Annotated in this window: 19 protein-coding genes; 12 read left to right on the forward strand and 7 right to left on the reverse strand. The window is 45.0% G+C overall.

Going from position 1 to position 17,817, the window contains the following annotated elements:
- Positions 1–76: 76 nt before the first annotated feature.
- Positions 77–856 carry an amidohydrolase gene (locus tag ABIB39_RS12110; protein ID WP_354430312.1) on the reverse strand — a complete coding sequence of 260 codons (780 nt, stop codon included), beginning with the start codon at positions 854–856 and terminating at the stop codon, positions 77–79.
- A 59-nt stretch (positions 857–915) separates the two neighbouring features.
- Positions 916–2,061 carry a methionine aminotransferase gene (locus ABIB39_RS12115; RefSeq protein WP_354430314.1) on the reverse strand — a complete coding sequence of 382 codons (1,146 nt, stop codon included), beginning with the start codon at positions 2,059–2,061 and terminating at the stop codon, positions 916–918.
- Between the two features lie 307 nt (positions 2,062–2,368).
- On the opposite strand from ABIB39_RS12115, the gene ABIB39_RS12120 reads away from it, so the two are divergent.
- From ABIB39_RS12120 to ABIB39_RS12135, 4 genes are read left to right on the forward strand one after another with little or no spacing between them, the layout of a single operon-like run.
- Positions 2,369–3,340 (forward strand): ABC transporter substrate-binding protein, encoded by a 972-nt coding sequence (locus ABIB39_RS12120; RefSeq protein WP_354430316.1) that lies wholly within the window; start codon positions 2,369–2,371, stop codon positions 3,338–3,340.
- Entirely contained in the window at positions 3,340–4,206 is an 867-nt protein-coding gene (locus ABIB39_RS12125; protein ID WP_354430318.1) for an ABC transporter permease, read from the forward strand. The genes ABIB39_RS12120 and ABIB39_RS12125 overlap by 1 nt, the downstream gene beginning before the upstream one ends.
- The gene (locus ABIB39_RS12130; protein WP_354430320.1) at positions 4,203–4,952 is read left to right on the forward strand and encodes an ABC transporter ATP-binding protein; all 750 of its coding nucleotides are present in this window, start codon (positions 4,203–4,205) and stop codon (positions 4,950–4,952) included. The genes ABIB39_RS12125 and ABIB39_RS12130 overlap by 4 nt, the downstream gene beginning before the upstream one ends.
- Before the next feature lie 35 nt (positions 4,953–4,987).
- Positions 4,988–5,236, forward strand: a complete 249-nt coding sequence (locus ABIB39_RS12135) for a hypothetical protein (RefSeq protein ID WP_354430322.1) — start codon at positions 4,988–4,990, stop codon at positions 5,234–5,236.
- Between the two features lie 171 nt (positions 5,237–5,407).
- Here ABIB39_RS12135 and ABIB39_RS12140 read toward each other — a convergent pair whose 3' ends face one another.
- The gene (locus tag ABIB39_RS12140) at positions 5,408–6,715 is read right to left on the reverse strand and encodes a PQQ-dependent sugar dehydrogenase (protein WP_354430324.1); all 1,308 of its coding nucleotides are present in this window, start codon (positions 6,713–6,715) and stop codon (positions 5,408–5,410) included.
- Positions 6,716–7,005: 290 nt separating this feature from the next.
- Between ABIB39_RS12140 and ABIB39_RS12145 the strand changes: the two genes are divergently transcribed.
- A complete protein-coding gene (locus tag ABIB39_RS12145; RefSeq protein ID WP_354430326.1) occupies positions 7,006–8,025 on the forward strand; it encodes a hypothetical protein in 1,020 nt (339 codons plus the stop codon).
- A 164-nt stretch (positions 8,026–8,189) separates the two neighbouring features.
- Here ABIB39_RS12145 and ABIB39_RS12150 read toward each other — a convergent pair whose 3' ends face one another.
- Both ABIB39_RS12150 and ABIB39_RS12155 read right to left on the reverse strand, forming a co-directional pair.
- A complete protein-coding gene (locus ABIB39_RS12150; protein WP_354430328.1) occupies positions 8,190–9,053 on the reverse strand; it encodes an aldo/keto reductase in 864 nt (287 codons plus the stop codon).
- Positions 9,053–9,286 (reverse strand): hypothetical protein, encoded by a 234-nt coding sequence (locus ABIB39_RS12155; RefSeq protein ID WP_354430330.1) that lies wholly within the window; start codon positions 9,284–9,286, stop codon positions 9,053–9,055. Before ABIB39_RS12155 ends, ABIB39_RS12150 begins: the two co-directional genes overlap by 1 nt.
- A 174-nt stretch (positions 9,287–9,460) precedes the next feature.
- Here ABIB39_RS12155 and ABIB39_RS12160 point away from each other — a divergent pair, with 174 nt between their 5' ends.
- The 7 genes from ABIB39_RS12160 (at position 9,461) to ABIB39_RS12190 (ending at position 16,078) form a co-directional block, all read left to right on the forward strand.
- The gene (locus tag ABIB39_RS12160) at positions 9,461–9,697 is read left to right on the forward strand and encodes a helix-turn-helix domain-containing protein (RefSeq protein WP_354430332.1); all 237 of its coding nucleotides are present in this window, start codon (positions 9,461–9,463) and stop codon (positions 9,695–9,697) included.
- Positions 9,698–9,905: 208 nt separating this feature from the next.
- Positions 9,906–10,838: an MBL fold metallo-hydrolase gene (locus tag ABIB39_RS12165; protein WP_354430334.1), complete on the forward strand. Its 933-nt coding sequence runs from the start codon at positions 9,906–9,908 to the stop codon at positions 10,836–10,838.
- 24 nt (positions 10,839–10,862) lie between these two features.
- Positions 10,863–11,108: a DUF3820 family protein gene (locus ABIB39_RS12170; protein ID WP_354430336.1), complete on the forward strand. Its 246-nt coding sequence runs from the start codon at positions 10,863–10,865 to the stop codon at positions 11,106–11,108.
- A gap of 236 nt (positions 11,109–11,344) precedes the next feature.
- On the forward strand, positions 11,345–11,998 hold the full coding sequence (gene msrA / locus ABIB39_RS12175) for a peptide-methionine (S)-S-oxide reductase MsrA (RefSeq protein ID WP_354430338.1): 654 nt from the start codon (positions 11,345–11,347) through the stop codon (positions 11,996–11,998).
- A gap of 504 nt (positions 11,999–12,502) precedes the next feature.
- On the forward strand, positions 12,503–13,600 hold the full coding sequence (locus ABIB39_RS12180; RefSeq protein ID WP_354430340.1) for an AAA family ATPase: 1,098 nt from the start codon (positions 12,503–12,505) through the stop codon (positions 13,598–13,600).
- Positions 13,601–13,668: 68 nt separating this feature from the next.
- A complete protein-coding gene (locus ABIB39_RS12185) occupies positions 13,669–15,291 on the forward strand; it encodes a rhomboid family intramembrane serine protease (RefSeq protein ID WP_354430342.1) in 1,623 nt (540 codons plus the stop codon).
- Positions 15,292–15,796: 505 nt separating this feature from the next.
- The gene (locus ABIB39_RS12190; RefSeq protein WP_354430344.1) at positions 15,797–16,078 is read left to right on the forward strand and encodes a helix-turn-helix domain-containing protein; all 282 of its coding nucleotides are present in this window, start codon (positions 15,797–15,799) and stop codon (positions 16,076–16,078) included.
- Here the strand turns inward: ABIB39_RS12190 and corA are convergent.
- Entirely contained in the window at positions 16,075–17,199 is a 1,125-nt protein-coding gene (gene corA, locus ABIB39_RS12195) for a magnesium/cobalt transporter CorA (protein ID WP_354430346.1), read from the reverse strand. The genes ABIB39_RS12190 and corA overlap by 4 nt on opposite strands.
- Positions 17,199–17,810: a WbqC family protein gene (locus ABIB39_RS12200; RefSeq protein ID WP_354430348.1), complete on the reverse strand. Its 612-nt coding sequence runs from the start codon at positions 17,808–17,810 to the stop codon at positions 17,199–17,201. Before ABIB39_RS12200 ends, corA begins: the two co-directional genes overlap by 1 nt.
- Positions 17,811–17,817 lie beyond the last annotated feature (7 nt).

Below are 17,817 nucleotides of genomic sequence, written 5' to 3' on the forward strand. Positions count from 1 at the left end.
GTCGGCATGCGTAAAGTACAATAGATCTTTCACTATCGTTCAGGTATGACAAAACGCACAGTAAAGTAAAGTCAAATTAATCCTCTATCTTAAACCTGTCCGCATCCTTTAGGAAAGGCAAAGCACGGCGGGCTTTATTAACTTCGTCGCCAATGATAGAGAAAGTATAAACATCTTCTTCATCGCGTTTGTAATAAACCACGTTACCATTAGGGTCGATACAGGTGGAGTCGCCGGAGTGGTAAACTTCGTTACCATCGTGGCCAACACGGTTAACACCTATAACATATGCCTGATTCTCTACCGCACGTGCTGGGATAAGCGTACGCCAGTGCAGGGCGCGTTTCTCGGGCCAGTTGGCTACTATCATCAGCATGTCGTAATCCTCATCTACATTGCGCAACCAAACCGGGAAACGCAGGTCGTAGCAGATAGCAGGGCAGATTTTCCAGCCGTTAAGTTCAACTATTAGTTTTTTAACGCCGGGCGTGTAAACGGTATGTTCTTTACCCAAAGCGAAAAGGTGACGTTTGTCGTAATGTTCGTGGCTGCCATCGGGGCGTACCCAAAGCAGGCGGTTGTAAAACTTGCCGTCCTCTTTTATTATAATGCTACCTGTAACCACCGCTTCGTACTTTTGCGCGGTTTTTTGCATCCATTGCATGGTTTTACCGTCCATTGTTTCGCCAAGTGCTTCCGCATTCATGGTGAAACCTGTGTTAAACATCTCGGGCAGGATGATGAGGTTGGTTTTTTCGCGTATTCCGGATAATCGCAACGAAATATTTTGCAGGTTCTTATCTGTGTTTTCCCAAAATAAATACCCCTGGTATACCGTAATTTTCAGATTATCCATATATGCATTGCTTTTTATAGGTACCGGCAAATAATTAATATGTAAATATTGCTGTAAGATTAAACCTTAATTAATCTATCAACGGCTTTATTAAGCGTTTCTTGCCTTTTGGCAAAACAAAATCTTAGTACGTGCCGGTCTGTCCCTTTCCTATAAAACGCCGAAACAGGGATCGCCGCCACCCCGATCTCTTTGGTTAAACGTATAGCAAAATCGGTATCTTTCTCATCGGTAATGGCATTGTACGTAACCGACTGAAAGTATGAACCCGAACATGGCAACAATTCAAACCTGCTATTTTCTAATCCTATACGGAAATGATCGCGCTTTTGCTGGAAAAAATCCGGCAGGTTAAGGTAGGTGTTTTCGTCCTTTAAATATTCGGCAATGGCGTATTGTAACGGCGTATTTACGCTAAACACCAAAAACTGGTGTATTTTCCTGAACTCGGCCATTAGATAAGCAGGAGCGAGGCAATAACCCATTTTCCAACCCGTGGCGTGGAAGGTTTTACCGAACGATGCCACTATCATGCTTCGCTGCTGCAATTCGGGGTAGCGGGCCATGCTGTGGTGTTCCTGCCCGTCAAATACAAGGTGTTCATAAACTTCGTCGCTCAGTATCAATATATCCTGGTTTTTTACCAGGGCGCTTAACTCGTCTATATCCTCACGGCTCAAAATAGTAGCGGTGGGGTTATGCGGCGAATTAAGGATGATCATTTTTGTTTTATTGTTGATAAGCCTCTTCACCATATCCCACGCAATGCGGTAGTCTGGTGGTTCAAGCTCAAGAGATTTTACCACACCGCCCATCAGTTTAATAGCAGGGGCGTAGCAATCGTAAGCAGGCTCAAACATGATCACCTCATCGTTTGGGTGTATAACCGCGCTGATGGCTGTGAACACAGCTTGTGTGCCGCCCGCGGTAATGGTTATTTCACTTTCAGGGTTATATTGCGCGCCGTAAAGCTTTTCTGTCTTGATAGCAATTTGCTCGCGCAGCGCCATAACACCCGCCATTGGGGCATATTGGTTATGGCCGTTTTGCATTGCCTTGTGCACAAGCTCAACCAGTTTGGGTGAGCAATCATAATCCGGGAAACCCTGCGATAAATTTATCGCGCCATATTCGGCAGCCAGTGCCGACATGGTGGTAAATATGTTGGTTCCTGTTTGGGGTAATTTTGAAATAATAGGTATCATTCAGGGGCTAAATTAACCAATAAACGCTATTATCCTTTAAATGTTTAAAATGAACAGCTTGTTTTACTTACCAACTTTCCAAAAAGCATCGGCATTGTTGGTGCGGTAACGCTCAATAGTAAGGTTAGTGTTTTTATTGGTATCTACGCTTTTGTCGGGGCTTTATTTGAAGTATAAGGTAAGTTTAGCTTCATAAAGGTTGTTAGGGTAAAAAATATAAGCGAATAACGCATTTAAGACGGTTGTACGTATCAAAACGTTGCATTTTAATGTTTTCTTTTGTGGGTTGATTATCTACCTTAGTATCATGAAATTTCTGCGGATCCTATCCTTAATTGTTTCGGCTATCATCATCACATCCTGCTCATCATCAACTAAAAACAATATCCCAGTTGTGGGTTTTGTGGATGCCTTTGAGGATGCTACCATATCGCAAGCGAAAAAGGGCTTTATTGATGCATTGAAAAAAAATGGTTTCAGCGAAGAGCAAAAAACGGTGAAGATAGAATATCGCAATGCCCAGGGCAGCATCCCTACACTTACCCAGATCGTGAATTATTTTGTGTCTGAAAAAGTAGACCTGCTGGCAACTTCCACCACATTATCCACCGTTGCGGCTATTCAAAAAACTAAAACCATCCCCATCTTCCAGATGGTATCGCCTACTCCCGAGCGGATGAAAGTAGCCGATGCTAAAGGCAACGGCCCGGCAAACCTTTTTGGCACCATGGAAGAGTTGAATTACATAGACACCTCGTTCGCTATTATCCCGAAATTGCTAAAACCCAAAGGCGCGCAATTGACCATCGGAATGATCTACAACCAATCGGAGCCACAATCTGCAGATGCCCTGCAACGGATCCAGGGGTTGGCGGCTAAGTTGAACGTTAAGGTCATCGCCCTGCCGTTAAATTCATCTGCCGACGCGCAGTTGGTTACGCAGGCATTATTGGATAAAAACATCGACGCGTTTTTCGCTAACCCGGATAATACGGTGTTTGCGGCATTTGAAACCATTCGAAAAAGCTGCGACCAAAAGCACGTGCCAATATTTACCAGCGAGGCCGGCTTAGTACAACGTGGTGCAGTAGCTGCCTTTGGTGCCGATATTTACCAATGGGGTTACCAATCTGGCTTGCAAGCTGCCCAATACCTTAAAACACATAAAACTGATGGCTTAAAGCTGGAGATGGTGAAGATACGAAAGCGTGTTTACAACCCTGCCGTCGCTACAAAATATAATATTAGTATCCCGGCCGATTTTGAAGCTGTAAAATAATGGACTTTTACCTAACCGCTTTATTGCAGGGGCTTTGCTTCGCGGGGATAGCCTTCGGGATCTATATCTCCATGAAGATCTTTAACATCCCGGATATTACTACCGATGGCAGTTACACCCTTGGCGGCGTAGTAACAGGGGCGATGCTTACGCATAACTTACCGGCTTACCTTATCTTGCCGACCGTACTTTTAGCCGGGGCATTGGCCGGGGCGTTGACGGGTATCATCCACACCAAACTAAAAATAAACGCTCTACTTGCCGGTATTTTGGTAATGACGGCGTTGTACTCGGTCAACCTAACTGTCCTTGGCCGTTCCAACCTGCCGCTGTTGAGCATGCCTACATTATTCAGCGCGGTAAACATTAGCACAAACCCTAACCTGAACGCGCTTTATATATTATCCACTTTTATTATTATTGTTACGCTAATCATCGGTTACCTGCTCAAAACAGATTTCGGTATAGCCATGCGTGCTACAGGTAACAGTGAACCGATGATCCGTGCCCTTGGCGTAAATACCGACAGGATGAAAATTACAGGTTTAGCTATCGCGAACGCATTGACAGCCCTAAGTGGTTACCTGATTGTGCAGTTGCAGGGCTTTGCAGATATTAATATGGGGATAGGTATCGTGATAGTTGGTTTAGGCTCGGTTATCATTGCCGAAACCATTATCAACTGGCTGCGGATTACATCCGTATGGTTGAGTTTAGTTTTGGTGATGGCGGGCGCAGTGATCTTTCAGTTTGTGCTGGCCCTCACACTCAACATAGGTGTAGATGCCAACTTGCTTAAATTGATTACCGCTGGATTTGTATTATTGATCGTCGGCTTGCCGCGTTTAACGGGGAGGCAGGCATGATCCAATTGAGCAACATCCATAAAACATTTAACACCGGCAAGCCTAACGAGGTAATAGCAGTAAACAACATCAACCTGCAAATAAATGACGGCGAGTTTGTGGTGATAGTTGGCAGCAATGGCTCTGGCAAAACTACGCTGCTAAATCTACTTGCGGGCAACACCCTGCCCAGTAAAGGCACCATTAGCATAGATGGTAACAACGTTACCCGCATGCCCGAATACAAACGCAGCAAGTGGATAGCCCGCATTTTTCAGAACCCTTTATTGGGTACCGCCGCCGACCTAAGCATTATAGATAACTTCCGTTTAGCCGCTCTGCGCACGCAGCCCAAAGGTTTATTTATAGGTAAGAACGAGGCCTTTAAAAAGCATGTGCATGATAAGGTTGCAACTTTAGGTATGGGGCTGGAGGATAAAATAGAGCAACCCATCGGCACACTCTCCGGCGGGCAACGCCAGGCGCTTACTTTGTTGATGAGCGTAATGGATAGCTGTAAGATCCTGCTGCTTGATGAACCTACCGCCGCGCTCGACCCACGATCTGCCGAGCATGTTTTACGCATTGCTGACGGTTTAATAAAGGAATATCAACTTACTGCCATATTGGTTACGCATAATTTAAAAGACGCAGGAAACTTTGGTTCGCGCATTATCCAAATGGGCGAGGGGGAGGTTTTAAAGGACATATCGGGCGAAGAAAAATACAGTTTAAAGCAAACTGACCTTTATAATTGGTTTGGATAAATAAATGGCAAAGAAATTGCATTGCTCTTTGCACCATGAAGAACACAACATTTGAAACCATATTCGACGCTTACCAGCTGGTGAGCGGAGCAAAAATAAAAGCCAAAAATCAAGACGAAGTTTACGAACTGGGCCAATACGATGGCACCAAACGCGGCTACGTGCTATACGCATTTGAAGATGGCGTACGTTTTGAAGACTTCAGCGTTATCATATCCGAGAACGAATTGATGAACAATTACCAGATAGAAAAAGGCGGGGCGAGTCAGGATATTGCGGCGTAACCAGAATAATAAAAAAAGCACCATTGCAAGATCAAGATACGAAGCAATCTCCACATAGGCAGGCACGCCCTGTATAGCAAAGAGATTGCTTCGTACCTCTCAATGACGCGCGGAGATAGAGTAACAAAAAAGGCCTCAACTTTGGAGGCCTTTTTACTTGTGCAATAATTCTTATTTCTTATAGCTGATCTTGTAGATAGTCCCTTTAGAGTCATCGGTTACGTAAAGCGAACCATCGGGCCCCTGGGCTAAGCCACATGGGCGGCGTACCGCACTACCTTTAGCAGTGTTCGCTGCCGAACCCGAAAATCCGTCGGCAAATACCTCCCATTTCCCATCAGCTTTACCATTTTTAAAAGGTTGGAAAACCACAAAGTAACCCGCCTGTGGCTCTGGGGCGCGGTTCCATGACCCGTGGAAGGCTATGAAAGCACCATTTTTGTATTTTTCAGGAAACTGGTCGCCGGTATAAAAAAGTAAACCATCCGGTGCAAGGTGGGCAGGGTAAGCTGCCGCAGGGCTGATGTATTTATTGGTTGGGTCGCCATCTTTTTTGCCATCGCCACCATACTCAGGTGCCATTATCTTTTTGCTTAATTCCTGATTATAGTAGATATATGGCCAACCCGCGTTGTCGCCTTTTTTGATGGCATACATACATTCGGCAGGCAAATTAGCAGATTCTTTAGTAGTAAACATATCCGGAAAAATGTCGTGCAGTGCATCGCGGCCATGCTGCATCACAAATAGCTGATTGTTTTGTTTATTCCAGTCCAAGCCAACAACATTACGCAAGCCGGTTGCATAACGCAGACCATCTTTGTAGGTCTGGTTCAACTTATCAGCCTTAAATTGCCAGATCCCACCTGCCGAATCAAGGATAGGGCAGCCTGGCTGGCCCATTGAACCTTTTTCGCGGTCTTTAACCTGGCAGGAGTTCGAGTATGCACCGATATTTACGTATAGGTTACCTGCATCATCTAATACAATCGCTTTAGCTTCGTGCTCGTTACGGCTTATCAAACCTTTAACGATCATTTCCGGCTTGCTGCCGTCAACTACTTCGTTTTTATCGTTTAATTTATAACGGTAAACGTTTTCGTCCGATGAGGCATACAAGTAACCATTTTTTAGGTAGATGCCCGTCCCGCCAAAATCACCAAAGCTGGTTTTAACATCGGCTTTGCCATTATTTTCGTGCAAAACCACAATGCCCTTACCATCTTTGGTTTTACCAAGCTTCACAAAAATATCACCCTGTGGCGATACCGCAATGTGTCGTGTACCTCCAAGGTTTTCGGCGAGTACGTTAGCGGTGAAACCTTCGGGAAGTGTTAATGCGGCGGACTTAGCTGATGTATCAACGATCGCTGTGGCGCTATCGGCATTGCTTTTTTTTCCATTGCTATTACACGCAGCAAATAATACCGAACCGGCCAGCGCGGTAACGGCTAAAACATAGTTGAATTTATTTTTCATTTTTTTGTGGATGTTTTAACGTTGATGAATGGCAGGGGCAAGCCATAAATATTGGTTAGCGAATTTAACTTAATATACAGCAAATAGCCAAATCTGTTTGGAGAAAATGTACATTCTGGTATCTACAGCATTTGTAAATACAATCACAAGTCTTTGCAACAATACTAAATTTCGTTTCAATTAAACAGTTCAATATATAATTCCGCTTTGTAATGAATGCTAAATATTATCGATAGATGGGTTAAACTTTTGTTAATCGGCGTGGTCATAGATGTATAAAATTTAAGGATATGAAAAAGTCAGTTATACTATCAGCAATATTATTCGGGGGCCTGGTTTATAATAGTGCACAAGCACAAATTTCTGTTCACATCGGGTTTAATGTTCCGGCCCGAAGGGTGTATGTACCGGCCCCGCAACCACAGCCGGTAATGGTTTATGATAACGATGAGTTTGACGACAGCGACGACTATTATTACCTGCCCGAAGTTGAGGCATATTACAGCATCCCGCGCCATTGCTATTATTACCAGGATGGTGGCCGGTGGATCTCTGCAGCGTACCTGCCCGGCGCATACCGCAACTATGATTGGCGTACTTCTCAACGTTACGAGATAAGAGGCCGCAGGCCGTATATGCACCACGACCAATACCGCAACCAATGGGGTGGCAACTATAACCGTAACGATTGGAATTGGAACCGCCGTGATAATAACTATGCCGGCAGGAACAATAGCAACCGTAACGAGTGGAACCGTGGAAACAACTGGAACAAAGATAACAACCGTAACGACAGGCCGCAAGGTGGCTTTAACCAGCCGGGCCGTGACCGTGGCAACGAGGGTGCATGGGGCCGGCCGCAACAGCCAAACCGTAACGATGATAACCGCGGTGGCGGGCGTAATAACCAAGGCAGTTGGGGACAACAGCCGCAGCAGCCCAACCGTAATGACAGGCCGCAAGGCGGTTTTAACCAACCAAACCGCGACCGTGGAAACTGGGGTGGCAATGGTGGCCAACAACAGCCAAACCGTAACAATGACAACCGTGGTAACTGGGGTGGTGGCCAACAACAACCAAACCGTAACAATGACAACCGTGGTAACTGGGGTGGTGGCCAACAACAACCACAACAGCCAAACCGTAACAATGATAACCGTGGAAATGGCGGGCGTGGTAACGGTGGCAACCAGCCATCGCAACCGAGCAGGAACAACAACGGTGGCAACCGCGGCGGCGATGATCGTACGCAATTAGCACAAAACAGGGGTGGCTTTGGTGGTGGATCTCACCGCCAGGCAAGGTTCTAAAAATTACCTCCTCAACATATGTCAATAACAAAGCCATCCCGGTTATATCGGGATGGCTTTATTGTTTATTTACGATTTCTAATAGTTGCTGGCTGTAGTTAGTAAATCGATAGCGTCGCTGCTTAAGTTTAAGTGTGCGGCTTTGGCAAGGTCGTTAAATTGTTTTACGCTTGTGGCACTGCAATTGGGGCTGTGATACCCGGCCTTGCCATAACCCAAGCTAACGACACCGCGGCAGGGGTAGTGTCATAATCAGCAGCTACTTTATCCAAAGCAGCCAAGATTTTAAAACCGCGGCCATTCATGTATTTTTTTACACCGCCGCCGCGCTGGCTTTTGTTAAGGTCGTCCTCAGATCTGTATTTACCGGTCAGGAAACCACTGGCTAACGAGTAATAGGTTATAACCCCAATGTTACTTTCGCGGCATAGCGATTCGTACTTTGTTTCGTAATCTTCGCGGTCGTATAAGTTATATTCGGGTTGCAGGGTTTCGTAGCGGGCGAAACCGTTTTGTTCGCTTACCTGTAATGCTTCTTTAAGCCTGTCGGCATTGTAGTTTGAGGCACCAATCGCTCTTACCTTTCCTTGTTTTATAAGGTCATTATAAGCTTCGAGTGTTTCAGCTAACGGAGTTTCTTTATCATCGTCGTGGGACTGATACAAATCGATATAGTCGGTGTGTAAACGTTTTAAAGATGCTTCAACCGCTTTGGTGATATAGGCTTTAGATAGGCCTTTTTTATCATCAGCCATTGGCTTGCCTACTTTTGTGGCGAGGATGATGCTATCGCGCTTGCCGCCTTGCTTAAGCCAGTTACCAATAATGGTTTCAGATTCGCCTCCGGGATTACCGGGCACCCATTTGCTGTAAACATCGGCAGTATCAATAAAATCGAAACCTGCATCAACAAAGGCGTCCAACAGCGTAAACGACGTTTTTTGATCTGCCGTCCACCCAAATACATTTCCACCGAAGCAAAACGGAGATACGGAGATGCCCGATTTACCTAATTCCCGTTTTTCCATTATTCTGAATAATTTATTCCCGTTTGAATTTGTTCTGCGAGTTCATCAACCCATCCGGATAAATAGGGCTCAGACCCGCCAACGCGTTCCCAGTTGCCGTCCGCATCTTTTGCAATAGTTAATTGCAGTGTTTCATCAAGCGCTTTAAACTCATAGGTGCCATTATTCTGTGTAACCACACCGTTAACCGGTGTATCTGTTCCGGTAAGTACCGCTTCAAATTGCTGTTCCATAATGTTAGTATTTACATTTTCTAACAAGGGGATGCGCTTTGTGTTTGCTTTGTTTATGTCATAAGCTGGTTAAACCCATTCGTGTATAAATGTTATTCATTTTAATTAACAGAAATCCGTGCATCATATTAATACGTTTGTTGAAGATATAAACCCAGCATAACCCATATCACCATGATACAGATCGGAAAAACGCTTGCACTGGCTATCCGCCAAAAAAGAACGCAAATGCATTACTCGCAAGAGTTTATGGCTTTTAAATTAAAGCAAACCCAAAATGCGTATTGTAAGGTTGAGTTAGGGCAAACGAAAGTTACCCTTATTAAACTGATAGAGATCTGCAATGTGTTCGAGGTAGATATGAACGAATTTTTACGCCCTGTTATAGCGCCACAGTTAAAAGTTGCTTAGCACTAGAGTTATGGATTGAGACGGATACCGGCCTTGAGCGCAAGGCCTGCAGGCGTATGAGTGTAAAGCCCGGCCGCAGGCAACGCCCATGTTAGTTTGCCATTATCAGTTTGCATCTACAACCTTTAGTATTAAATTATCTTTAGCGCCACTAAAACTATTAGCATTAAAGGGCTGTTAACTTTAAAACCAATTAGTTAACAACGTAATGAGTGTAAGATATTTCCAGGTGGCGCAGAATGTTTGGGGGATGCGGCTGTTTTTCGTGAATGTTTATATGATAGCCAACCGCCGCGGTGTTGGCAAGGGTTGGGTGCTGGTTGATACCGGCATTAAAGGCCAGGCAGGTAAGATCATTGCCATGGCCGAATCTATTTTTGGCCCCGGTACCAGGCCGAGTGCCATTGTGCTTACCCATGGCCATGCCGACCATGCCGGTTCGCTCAAAGAACTTTTGAAACATTGGGACGTACCCGTTTATGCCCACAAGCTTGAACTGCCCTATTTAACCGGCAGATCATCCTATCCGCCCGCCGACCCTGAAGTTGGTGGAGGTTTCATGAGCCTGATATCGTGGATGTGGCCAACCGGCCCGATAAATATTACCCGTAACGTGCGCGAAATAGACCTGCACGACGGCATTCCCGAACTGCCCGAATGGAAAGTGATCCACACGCCGGGGCATACTCCGGGCCATATCTCATTATTTTTACCGTTGAATACCACGCTGATAGCGGGCGATGCGTTTACCACAACACCAGCCGAGTCGGCATTTTCGGTATTGACCTATCGCAAGCAGGTGAGCGGCCCGCCAAAGTATATTACTACCGACTGGATAGCCGCTGCAAAATCGGTACGGAAACTGGCTGCTTTGCAACCACGAATAGCGGCAACGGGGCATGGTGCGGTAATGCGGGGGCGCGAACTGTCTACGGCGCTAAACTTTTTGGCAAACCGTTTCGAGAGCGTCGCGATACCCAAAACAGGGAGGTATGTTGGTCACGGGGCAATATCCGACGAGAATGGCGTACGATACATCCCGCCATACAAAGGCACCATGAAGAGAACTGCTGCAATTGCCATAGCAGCATCCGTAGTGAGTTTTTTATTGGTCAGGAAGGCCGGCCAAGTGTGGGGCTAAGCAATATTATTCTACATTTACACCGTGGAAAATATTGTACCCGACCCGCAGGTTTTAATTGATTGTGTAAACACCCGTATGCCTTTCGGCAAGTATAAAGACACGCTTATTTGCGATATGCCCATAAGCTACCTGGAATGGATGCACAACAAAGGCGGTTTCCCCGCCGGTAAATTGGGCATGCTGCTGAGCACCGTATTTGAGATAAAAAGCAACGGGGTGGACCAGTTGCTGAGGCAGATAAAGTTTAAGTACGGAAGAGGGCGATAGTTCATAGTTGACAGAGCCACCGGGCTAATTACTCACCCGGTCTTTGCTACGCTCGACCACCCTCTCTTCGCTGTGCGTAAAGAGGGGCTTTTACTCCCTCTACTTCGGAGAGGGTTGGGGAGAGGGTTCCTAAACCAATATCAGAAGTGGCTGTATAAACTTACCCGCCTGTGACTAACTGCCTAATCCGCTATTACTTTATTTGCGTAAATTATACCACATATAAAATTATAATTATGAAGATCCTGATAACATATTTGGCGGCCTTGTTAATATTTACAGGTTGCGCCAACGGGCAAACCGGCAGCCGCAATGCTATGGCGCCGATACCAAAACCTGCAGCAGGCGAGGCCATCGCTACTTTTGGCGGTGGTTGTTTCTGGAGCATGAGCGAGGCCATGAGCGAATTGAAAGGCGTAAGCAAGGTGGTATCCGGCTACGCCGGTGGCAAAACAAAGAACCCAACTTACGAGGATGTGAGCAGCCGTACCACCAACCATGCAGAGGTTACCCAAATTTACTACAACCCAAAAGTGATAAGCTTTGCTACGTTGGCCGAGGCGTTCTTTTTCGCCCACGACCCAACCACACTTAACCGCCAGGGCCCGGATGTAGGTACCGATTACCGCTCGATAGCTTTTTACCGTACCGACGATGAGAAGAAGGCCTTGGTAAGCGTGATCAAAAAAGTGAATGAAACCAGGCATTACACCAACCCGATAGTTACACAGGTAGTACCGTTCAGCGCGTTTTATGCTGCCGAGAATTACCACCAGGGCTATTACCGCACCAATGGCGATAACCCATACATCAGCAGCGTATCCGAACCCAAGGTAATGAAGTTCCGCAAAGCGATGAAAGCGGAATTAAAGCCGGAGTTTTTGAAATAAGGGGCCTCTCCCCAGCCCTCTCCGAAGGAGAGGGAGCTAATGCCTTTAACCCCTTGTTGGGAATCAAACAATTGCTTTTTTAGCCCTCTCCGAGGGAGAGGGAGCTAATGCCTTTAACCCATTGTTGGGAATATCAAACAATTGCTTTTTTAAGCCCTCTCCTTCGGAGAGGGTTTGGGTGAGGCTGACTTACTGTCCCACTTTTAATTGCATAACGCGGTACAAAAATGTAACATGCTGTAAATTAATTGTTTACAAAATCGTAATATTCGGGTTAAGTTAAAGTAATACTTGTCGATTTTTATGGTAAATAACTATCATATAATCACTTAAAAAATTTTATTACCCTGTCTCATTCATAAAAAAATGGTACACCGTGGTACACCCTGAGACACCTTCATTTTTCTCCCCAAATTCGCCTTTTTAAGCTATAAAGTCACAATCTATTTATAATTTCTTTGTTCAGTAAAGATTATTCTTTATATTTACAGAAATTATAATTTCATGGACGAACCAGATTATTACCAGATCTCGCCGACCCGGCGCTTATACAGGCCGGCGGTGATTGAGGCCATTCGTACAAAAGCATACGAGAGCAAGAAGCGTTTAAAAAAACACGGCCTCGACGCAACTGTTTACCTCGACCCGCAGAAAACCGAGTTGTTATTTGTAAAAACTGCCGGCGAGTGGATGAAGCAGGAGTATGGCAAACCTATGCCGCGCATGCTGCTGGGCGACCTTTGGCTGGAGGGCGAAATGTGCATCCTGTTTGCCGATACCAACCTGGGCAAATCTATCCTTGCCGTACAAATTGGCAATAACCTTGCGCAGGGCGGCTGCACCCTCAACTTCAACAACAGCCTCGAGCTGCAAACCCGGGTGCTGTATGTAGATTTTGAGATGGGCAGCAAGCAATTCGAGAGCCGCTATTTCGACAGCCAGTGGGGGAGTTTCCCGTTCGGGAATACGTTTTTCCGGGCCGAGTTTAACCCCGAGGCCGAGAACCCCGCCCTGTACGCTAATTACGAAACCTACCTGGAATCGGCCCTTGAAAGCGCCATCAACAAAACAAAGGCGCAGGTGCTCATCATCGATAACCTTACCTACATGGCCACCGGCACCGAGCGCGCCCGCGACGCCCTGCCATTAATGAAAAAGCTGAAAGCCCTAAAGGCGAAGCATAAACTGAGCATGCTGGTGCTGGCCCACACCCCAAAGCGCAACCAAAGCAACCCCATTACCGTGAACGACCTGCAAGGCAGCAAAATGATCATCAACTTTTGCGACAGCGCCTTTGCCATTGGTAAAAGCCACACCGAACCCGGCAAGCTATACCTGAAACAGGTAAAACAACGCAGCCGCAAAACCGTACACGACGAACATAACGTGTGCCTTTGCCACATAGAGAAGGACATGACCGACCTGCATTTCGTATTTGATGGCCACGCCAAAGAACGCGACCACCTGCAAAGCGCCGACTCCCGCGCCCGCGAACTAAACCAGCAACAAGCCCGCGACCTGCACCAAACCGGCAAAAGCTACCGCCAAATAAGCGCGCAACTCAACATTCCGGTAAGTACTTTGGCAAGGTGGTTAGGTTAGGTTGCCACAAGCGGGGACGCTTGCGGGAGCGGTAAAAATTATTTATTTTTATTGCTATTCCTTATCAAATGAACCGCCATATACTAAAAATTCGACTTGTTTTTATCCCATATTTAATTCTTGGTTTTTGCATTATTGCCGGTTATACATTTTTAAACTGGCTGATTATCATTCAGTTTAAGCTACTTACACTTCCAGACGAAGTTGTGGAGTTATGGACGCCTATAGCAATTGTTGGTTTATTGGTATTGATCTTTTTATATCCGCGCATTAAATTACTTAGCCTTAAAACGTCGCGAGATAATCTTCCTTTTTTTTATGGTTTTATTGCGGTTGTTGCACTAACAATCCCTACTTTAATTTCCCAAAAATATATAGCTACCGCGGTTGGTAAGCTTACGCCATTAACCAACATCGATTCTATAGACCAAAAACCGGCAACCAAATATTATACTTTAAAAAAAGTATTTGTCTCTAAAAAGAATGCAAAATTCCATGTTCGTTTTGAAACAACAGGTAAAAACAACGAGTATTTAGACTTTTACATAGATGCAGTTTGTCCTATATTTTCTGCCGAAAAATTAGAAACGGTGAGTAATAGTACAAATTTATCCTTTGCTATCGATACTTTGCACCCTAAAGCGTGGTTAGGTATTGAGTATAATAAAAGCGTTAGCAACCGTTTAAGCGAACAAGAAAAGCAGTCATTATATAAAGAATTTGCAACTGAAATAGATACAAAATTTGCTACGGATAATTTAGATGATTTCGTTTATCTGGAAAGAGCAGGAAATAATAAAAAACGGGGCAGTTTTATCAAAGCAATCGGCTATAATACTACTACAATAATTTTGGAAGCGAAATTCGAACCCTTTGAATCAAGGACGGGAGAAAAACTATTTTGGATCTTCGGGTCGTTCGGCATTGGCGCTGCCGCCATGTTTATCATGATCATAATACCAAAGCTTGATCAAAAAAACGTTGCGAATTATCAGGCCCCGGATAAGAAATCTCGAATTTCCTATATTGATTTCATTAAAAAAAGTTTATCCCTTACAAATCCCGGCCTTATAACCATGCTCATTATTGGCCTAAATATAGCTGTGTTTATAGCTATGGTACTCGCAGGTTTTGGAGTCGTTTCGTTCGATAGCGAGGATCTGTTACGATGGGGGGCAAACTATGGCCCCGCGGTCGAAAATGGTGAATGGTGGCGAGTAGTTACCTGTACATTTTTGCACGGCGGGTTAATGCATTTGTTAGGCAACATTTATGGGCTTTTCTTGGTGTCGCTGATTTTAGAATCTATATTTAATAAATTTCAATTCATATCCATTTACCTTATTTGTGGAATAGGCGGTAGTTTGGCCAGTTTATTATGGCACCCAAACTCTGTTGGTGTTGGCGCCTCCGGGGCGATATTTGGCCTTTACGGCGTCTACTTTATCTTATACATACTTAATAAATCAGAGATTAGGGCATCAAAAGCAATATTGATTGGAAGTTTGATTTTTATAGGACTAAACTTACTTATTGGGCTTACCGGCAACATTGATAATGCGGCGCATGTGGGTGGTTTGATCACAGGTATAATTGCCGGTTTCGCATTTTCTTTTTTTATACCTACAAAAAAAGCAAAGCGAAAATACGCACGAAAAAAGAAGGTTCTGACAGAAGAACCTCCCGCTTAAAATCATCCCGTTTGTGGTTAAATCATAGCCTTACAACGCAACCCAACTACACCCGATTGGCGGGTAAACTTAGCATGTGCAGCGGCCGCAAAAGTTGCACGGAAGAAGCCGCTGCAACCGAATAAGCACCAACGTTAATTTACAAAAAATCTTTGCGGTCCTTTACACTCCTTCCCCACGAAGCCATCCGCGGCTATAAGCGAATCGCGGCGTTGATCACAGCCCTACACCGCACCCAACGAATAACTGATAGCCGACGTTTCTATCCGAAATTGTAAAGAAGACGCCCGCGATTACATGGTGGAGATGAATGGTTAGTTACTTAGCATTTAGTATGCCGAAATAAATTAAGCATCACGGATTTTGAATAGAAAGACAGCCACTTAATTACCTTATGCTTAATCATTCAATTTAATTAACATTAATTTAATTAGAAAGATAATTTATAAATCCAAGTGGGTTGTTTTACCGTATCTGTTAGTATACCAAACACATACTGAGATCCATGAAAAGCGAATTCCAAAAAAAGGTCGATCAGATAGTAAACAACATCAGGATCATACGCGAGCGTAAAAACTACAGTCAGGATTATATTGCCATGAAGATGAATTCCTCACAAAATTCTTATTCAAAACTGGAGTTGGGTTACTCGAAGTTAACGATGACAAAATTGTTAGAGATCTGCCAGATCCTGGATGTTAGCGTGGTAGATATCATGCACCCGCGCAAGCCAAAAGCACCTTACCTGCTGGTACATAACCCCGCCCTAAGGTTAAGCCAGGCTTAAAGCTTATTGAACCACCCCTTGCGCCAAAATATAAACACCTGGAAGGCGCCTATCAAAAACATTCCTATTATCGCGTAAACATACCCGTGCTGCACATACAGTTCGGGCATGTTGTCATGTATAATGTGCCCGTGGGTGTCCTCGCGGCTAAAGTTCATACCGTAGATACCGGCTATAAAGGTTAGCGGGATAAATATCACCGATATTATGGTAAGCACCTTCATGATCTCGTTCATGCGGTTACTTACCATGCTCAGGTACAGGTCAATAATACTGCTGGTTACCTCTTTATAACTTTCCACCATATCCATTGCCTGGATGCAATGGTCGTAGGCGTCGCGTAAAAACAGTTTCGTTTCTTTGGTTATCTCGGGGCTTTCGCTACGGATCATGTCATTGATCTTATCGCGCTCCGGCCAGCACGATCGGCGGATGATGATGAGCGTACGTTTCAATTGCTGCGCATCAAACATGATGCTTTTATCGGGGCTTTTGTACAATTTATCCTCGGTTTCATCAATCATGTCGCCAAGTTTAGACAGCAGCACAAAGTAATTATCAAGGATGGTATCGGTAAGGGCATAAAATATATAACCCGGCCCCGCAGTACGGATCACACCTTTTCCGGCCTTTAACCGGGTGGTAACTACCTCAAAGTAATCCACATGGCTTTCCTCAAAGCTGATGATGATATTATCTTTTACGATGCCGCTAAACTGGCAGTTCACCAGTTCATTCTCTTTGTTAAAATAAATAATACGGCTGGTACCAAAAACGTAACCTTCATACTCATCAAACTTAGGCCGCTGATGGGTGTTCACCACATCCTCTAACACCAGTTGGTTAATGCCCAAAAACGTGCCGATGTCTTCAATCAACTTGGCATCGCCAATACCGTTTATCTTTATCCAGTGCGTATGGTCTTTACACTTGGCAATCTGCTTGGTAATGGTTTCCATATCCTTGCCCTTGCTGGTTTGCAGGTCATCCTGTGTAAAGGAGTATATGGTGATTTTAGGGGGCAGGGCATCATCGGGAATTATGATACTACCGGGGCGCGCGCCTACATTAAGTTGTCGTTTTTTGCCTTTATAGTGTACGCGCTTGGTATAAGTTGCCATTACAAATAGTTTAGGGCTTGCGGGCCCTGGTTAAACAACAGGTCTACGATGCTTAAATTTTGCAAAAAGCCCTGCCGCTCTTCAAAAACCTGAAAGTAAGGCTTTTGTTGTGCATGGTCTGCATTTTTACCGTTTAAGGTGGTACGCAGGTCGGCAAGGTTAGGGTAGGTGGCCTCGTAGGTATCGGTAACCTGTATCTCCATCTTTATTTTAAGCAGGCGCAGCAATAAGGCCATCAGTTCGCTGTTATAATCAAACAGAAAAGTGGTTTGCTTTTCATAGAAGGGCGCGAAATCGTCCTCGTAATATTCAAAATATGCCGAGCTGCGGTAGCAGGTTTGCAGGCCCATCCAATGCGCGCGCTGCCACCTAAAATCGTAGCTGATCTTTACGTCCTTAGTTACCGTATGATTTTTGGAACCTTTAATAACCGGCACGGTAAGCACCTGCCTGCCATCGGGCGAGTAGATGTTGGCGCGGTTGCGGTAGGTTTGTTTCGGGAAATGTTCTTCGCGCTCAAACACAACGTCCGGCGTAAATGCCACAAGGTTTGTAAAATAATCTATCGGGGGCAGGTAAAACATAGGCAAAACAGCACCGTTCTCAATCATATATATT

This window comes from Mucilaginibacter sp. UYP27 (assembly GCF_040547175.1).
In the GTDB taxonomy this organism is placed as follows: domain Bacteria; phylum Bacteroidota; class Bacteroidia; order Sphingobacteriales; family Sphingobacteriaceae; genus Mucilaginibacter.

Coding starts and splice junctions, on each gene's coding strand:
- ABIB39_RS12110 (WP_354430312.1), bottom strand. CDS start 856: ATGGATAATCTGAAAATTACGGTATACCAGGGGTATTTATTTTGGGAA.
- ABIB39_RS12115 (WP_354430314.1), bottom strand. CDS start 2,061: ATGATACCTATTATTTCAAAATTACCCCAAACAGGAACCAACATATTT.
- ABIB39_RS12120 (WP_354430316.1), top strand. CDS start 2,369: ATGAAATTTCTGCGGATCCTATCCTTAATTGTTTCGGCTATCATCATC.
- ABIB39_RS12125 (WP_354430318.1), top strand. CDS start 3,340: ATGGACTTTTACCTAACCGCTTTATTGCAGGGGCTTTGCTTCGCGGGG.
- ABIB39_RS12130 (WP_354430320.1), top strand. CDS start 4,203: ATGATCCAATTGAGCAACATCCATAAAACATTTAACACCGGCAAGCCT.
- ABIB39_RS12135 (WP_354430322.1), top strand. CDS start 4,988: ATGAAGAACACAACATTTGAAACCATATTCGACGCTTACCAGCTGGTG.
- ABIB39_RS12140 (WP_354430324.1), bottom strand. CDS start 6,715: ATGAAAAATAAATTCAACTATGTTTTAGCCGTTACCGCGCTGGCCGGT.
- ABIB39_RS12145 (WP_354430326.1), top strand. CDS start 7,006: ATGAAAAAGTCAGTTATACTATCAGCAATATTATTCGGGGGCCTGGTT.
- ABIB39_RS12150 (WP_354430328.1), bottom strand. CDS start 9,053: ATGGAAAAACGGGAATTAGGTAAATCGGGCATCTCCGTATCTCCGTTT.
- ABIB39_RS12155 (WP_354430330.1), bottom strand. CDS start 9,286: ATGGAACAGCAATTTGAAGCGGTACTTACCGGAACAGATACACCGGTT.
- ABIB39_RS12160 (WP_354430332.1), top strand. CDS start 9,461: ATGATACAGATCGGAAAAACGCTTGCACTGGCTATCCGCCAAAAAAGA.
- ABIB39_RS12165 (WP_354430334.1), top strand. CDS start 9,906: ATGAGTGTAAGATATTTCCAGGTGGCGCAGAATGTTTGGGGGATGCGG.
- msrA (WP_354430338.1), top strand. CDS start 11,345: ATGAAGATCCTGATAACATATTTGGCGGCCTTGTTAATATTTACAGGT.
- ABIB39_RS12180 (WP_354430340.1), top strand. CDS start 12,503: ATGGACGAACCAGATTATTACCAGATCTCGCCGACCCGGCGCTTATAC.
- ABIB39_RS12185 (WP_354430342.1), top strand. CDS start 13,669: ATGAACCGCCATATACTAAAAATTCGACTTGTTTTTATCCCATATTTA.
- ABIB39_RS12190 (WP_354430344.1), top strand. CDS start 15,797: ATGAAAAGCGAATTCCAAAAAAAGGTCGATCAGATAGTAAACAACATC.
- corA (WP_354430346.1), bottom strand. CDS start 17,199: ATGGCAACTTATACCAAGCGCGTACACTATAAAGGCAAAAAACGACAA.
- ABIB39_RS12200 (WP_354430348.1), bottom strand. CDS start 17,810: ATGATTGAGAACGGTGCTGTTTTGCCTATGTTTTACCTGCCCCCGATA.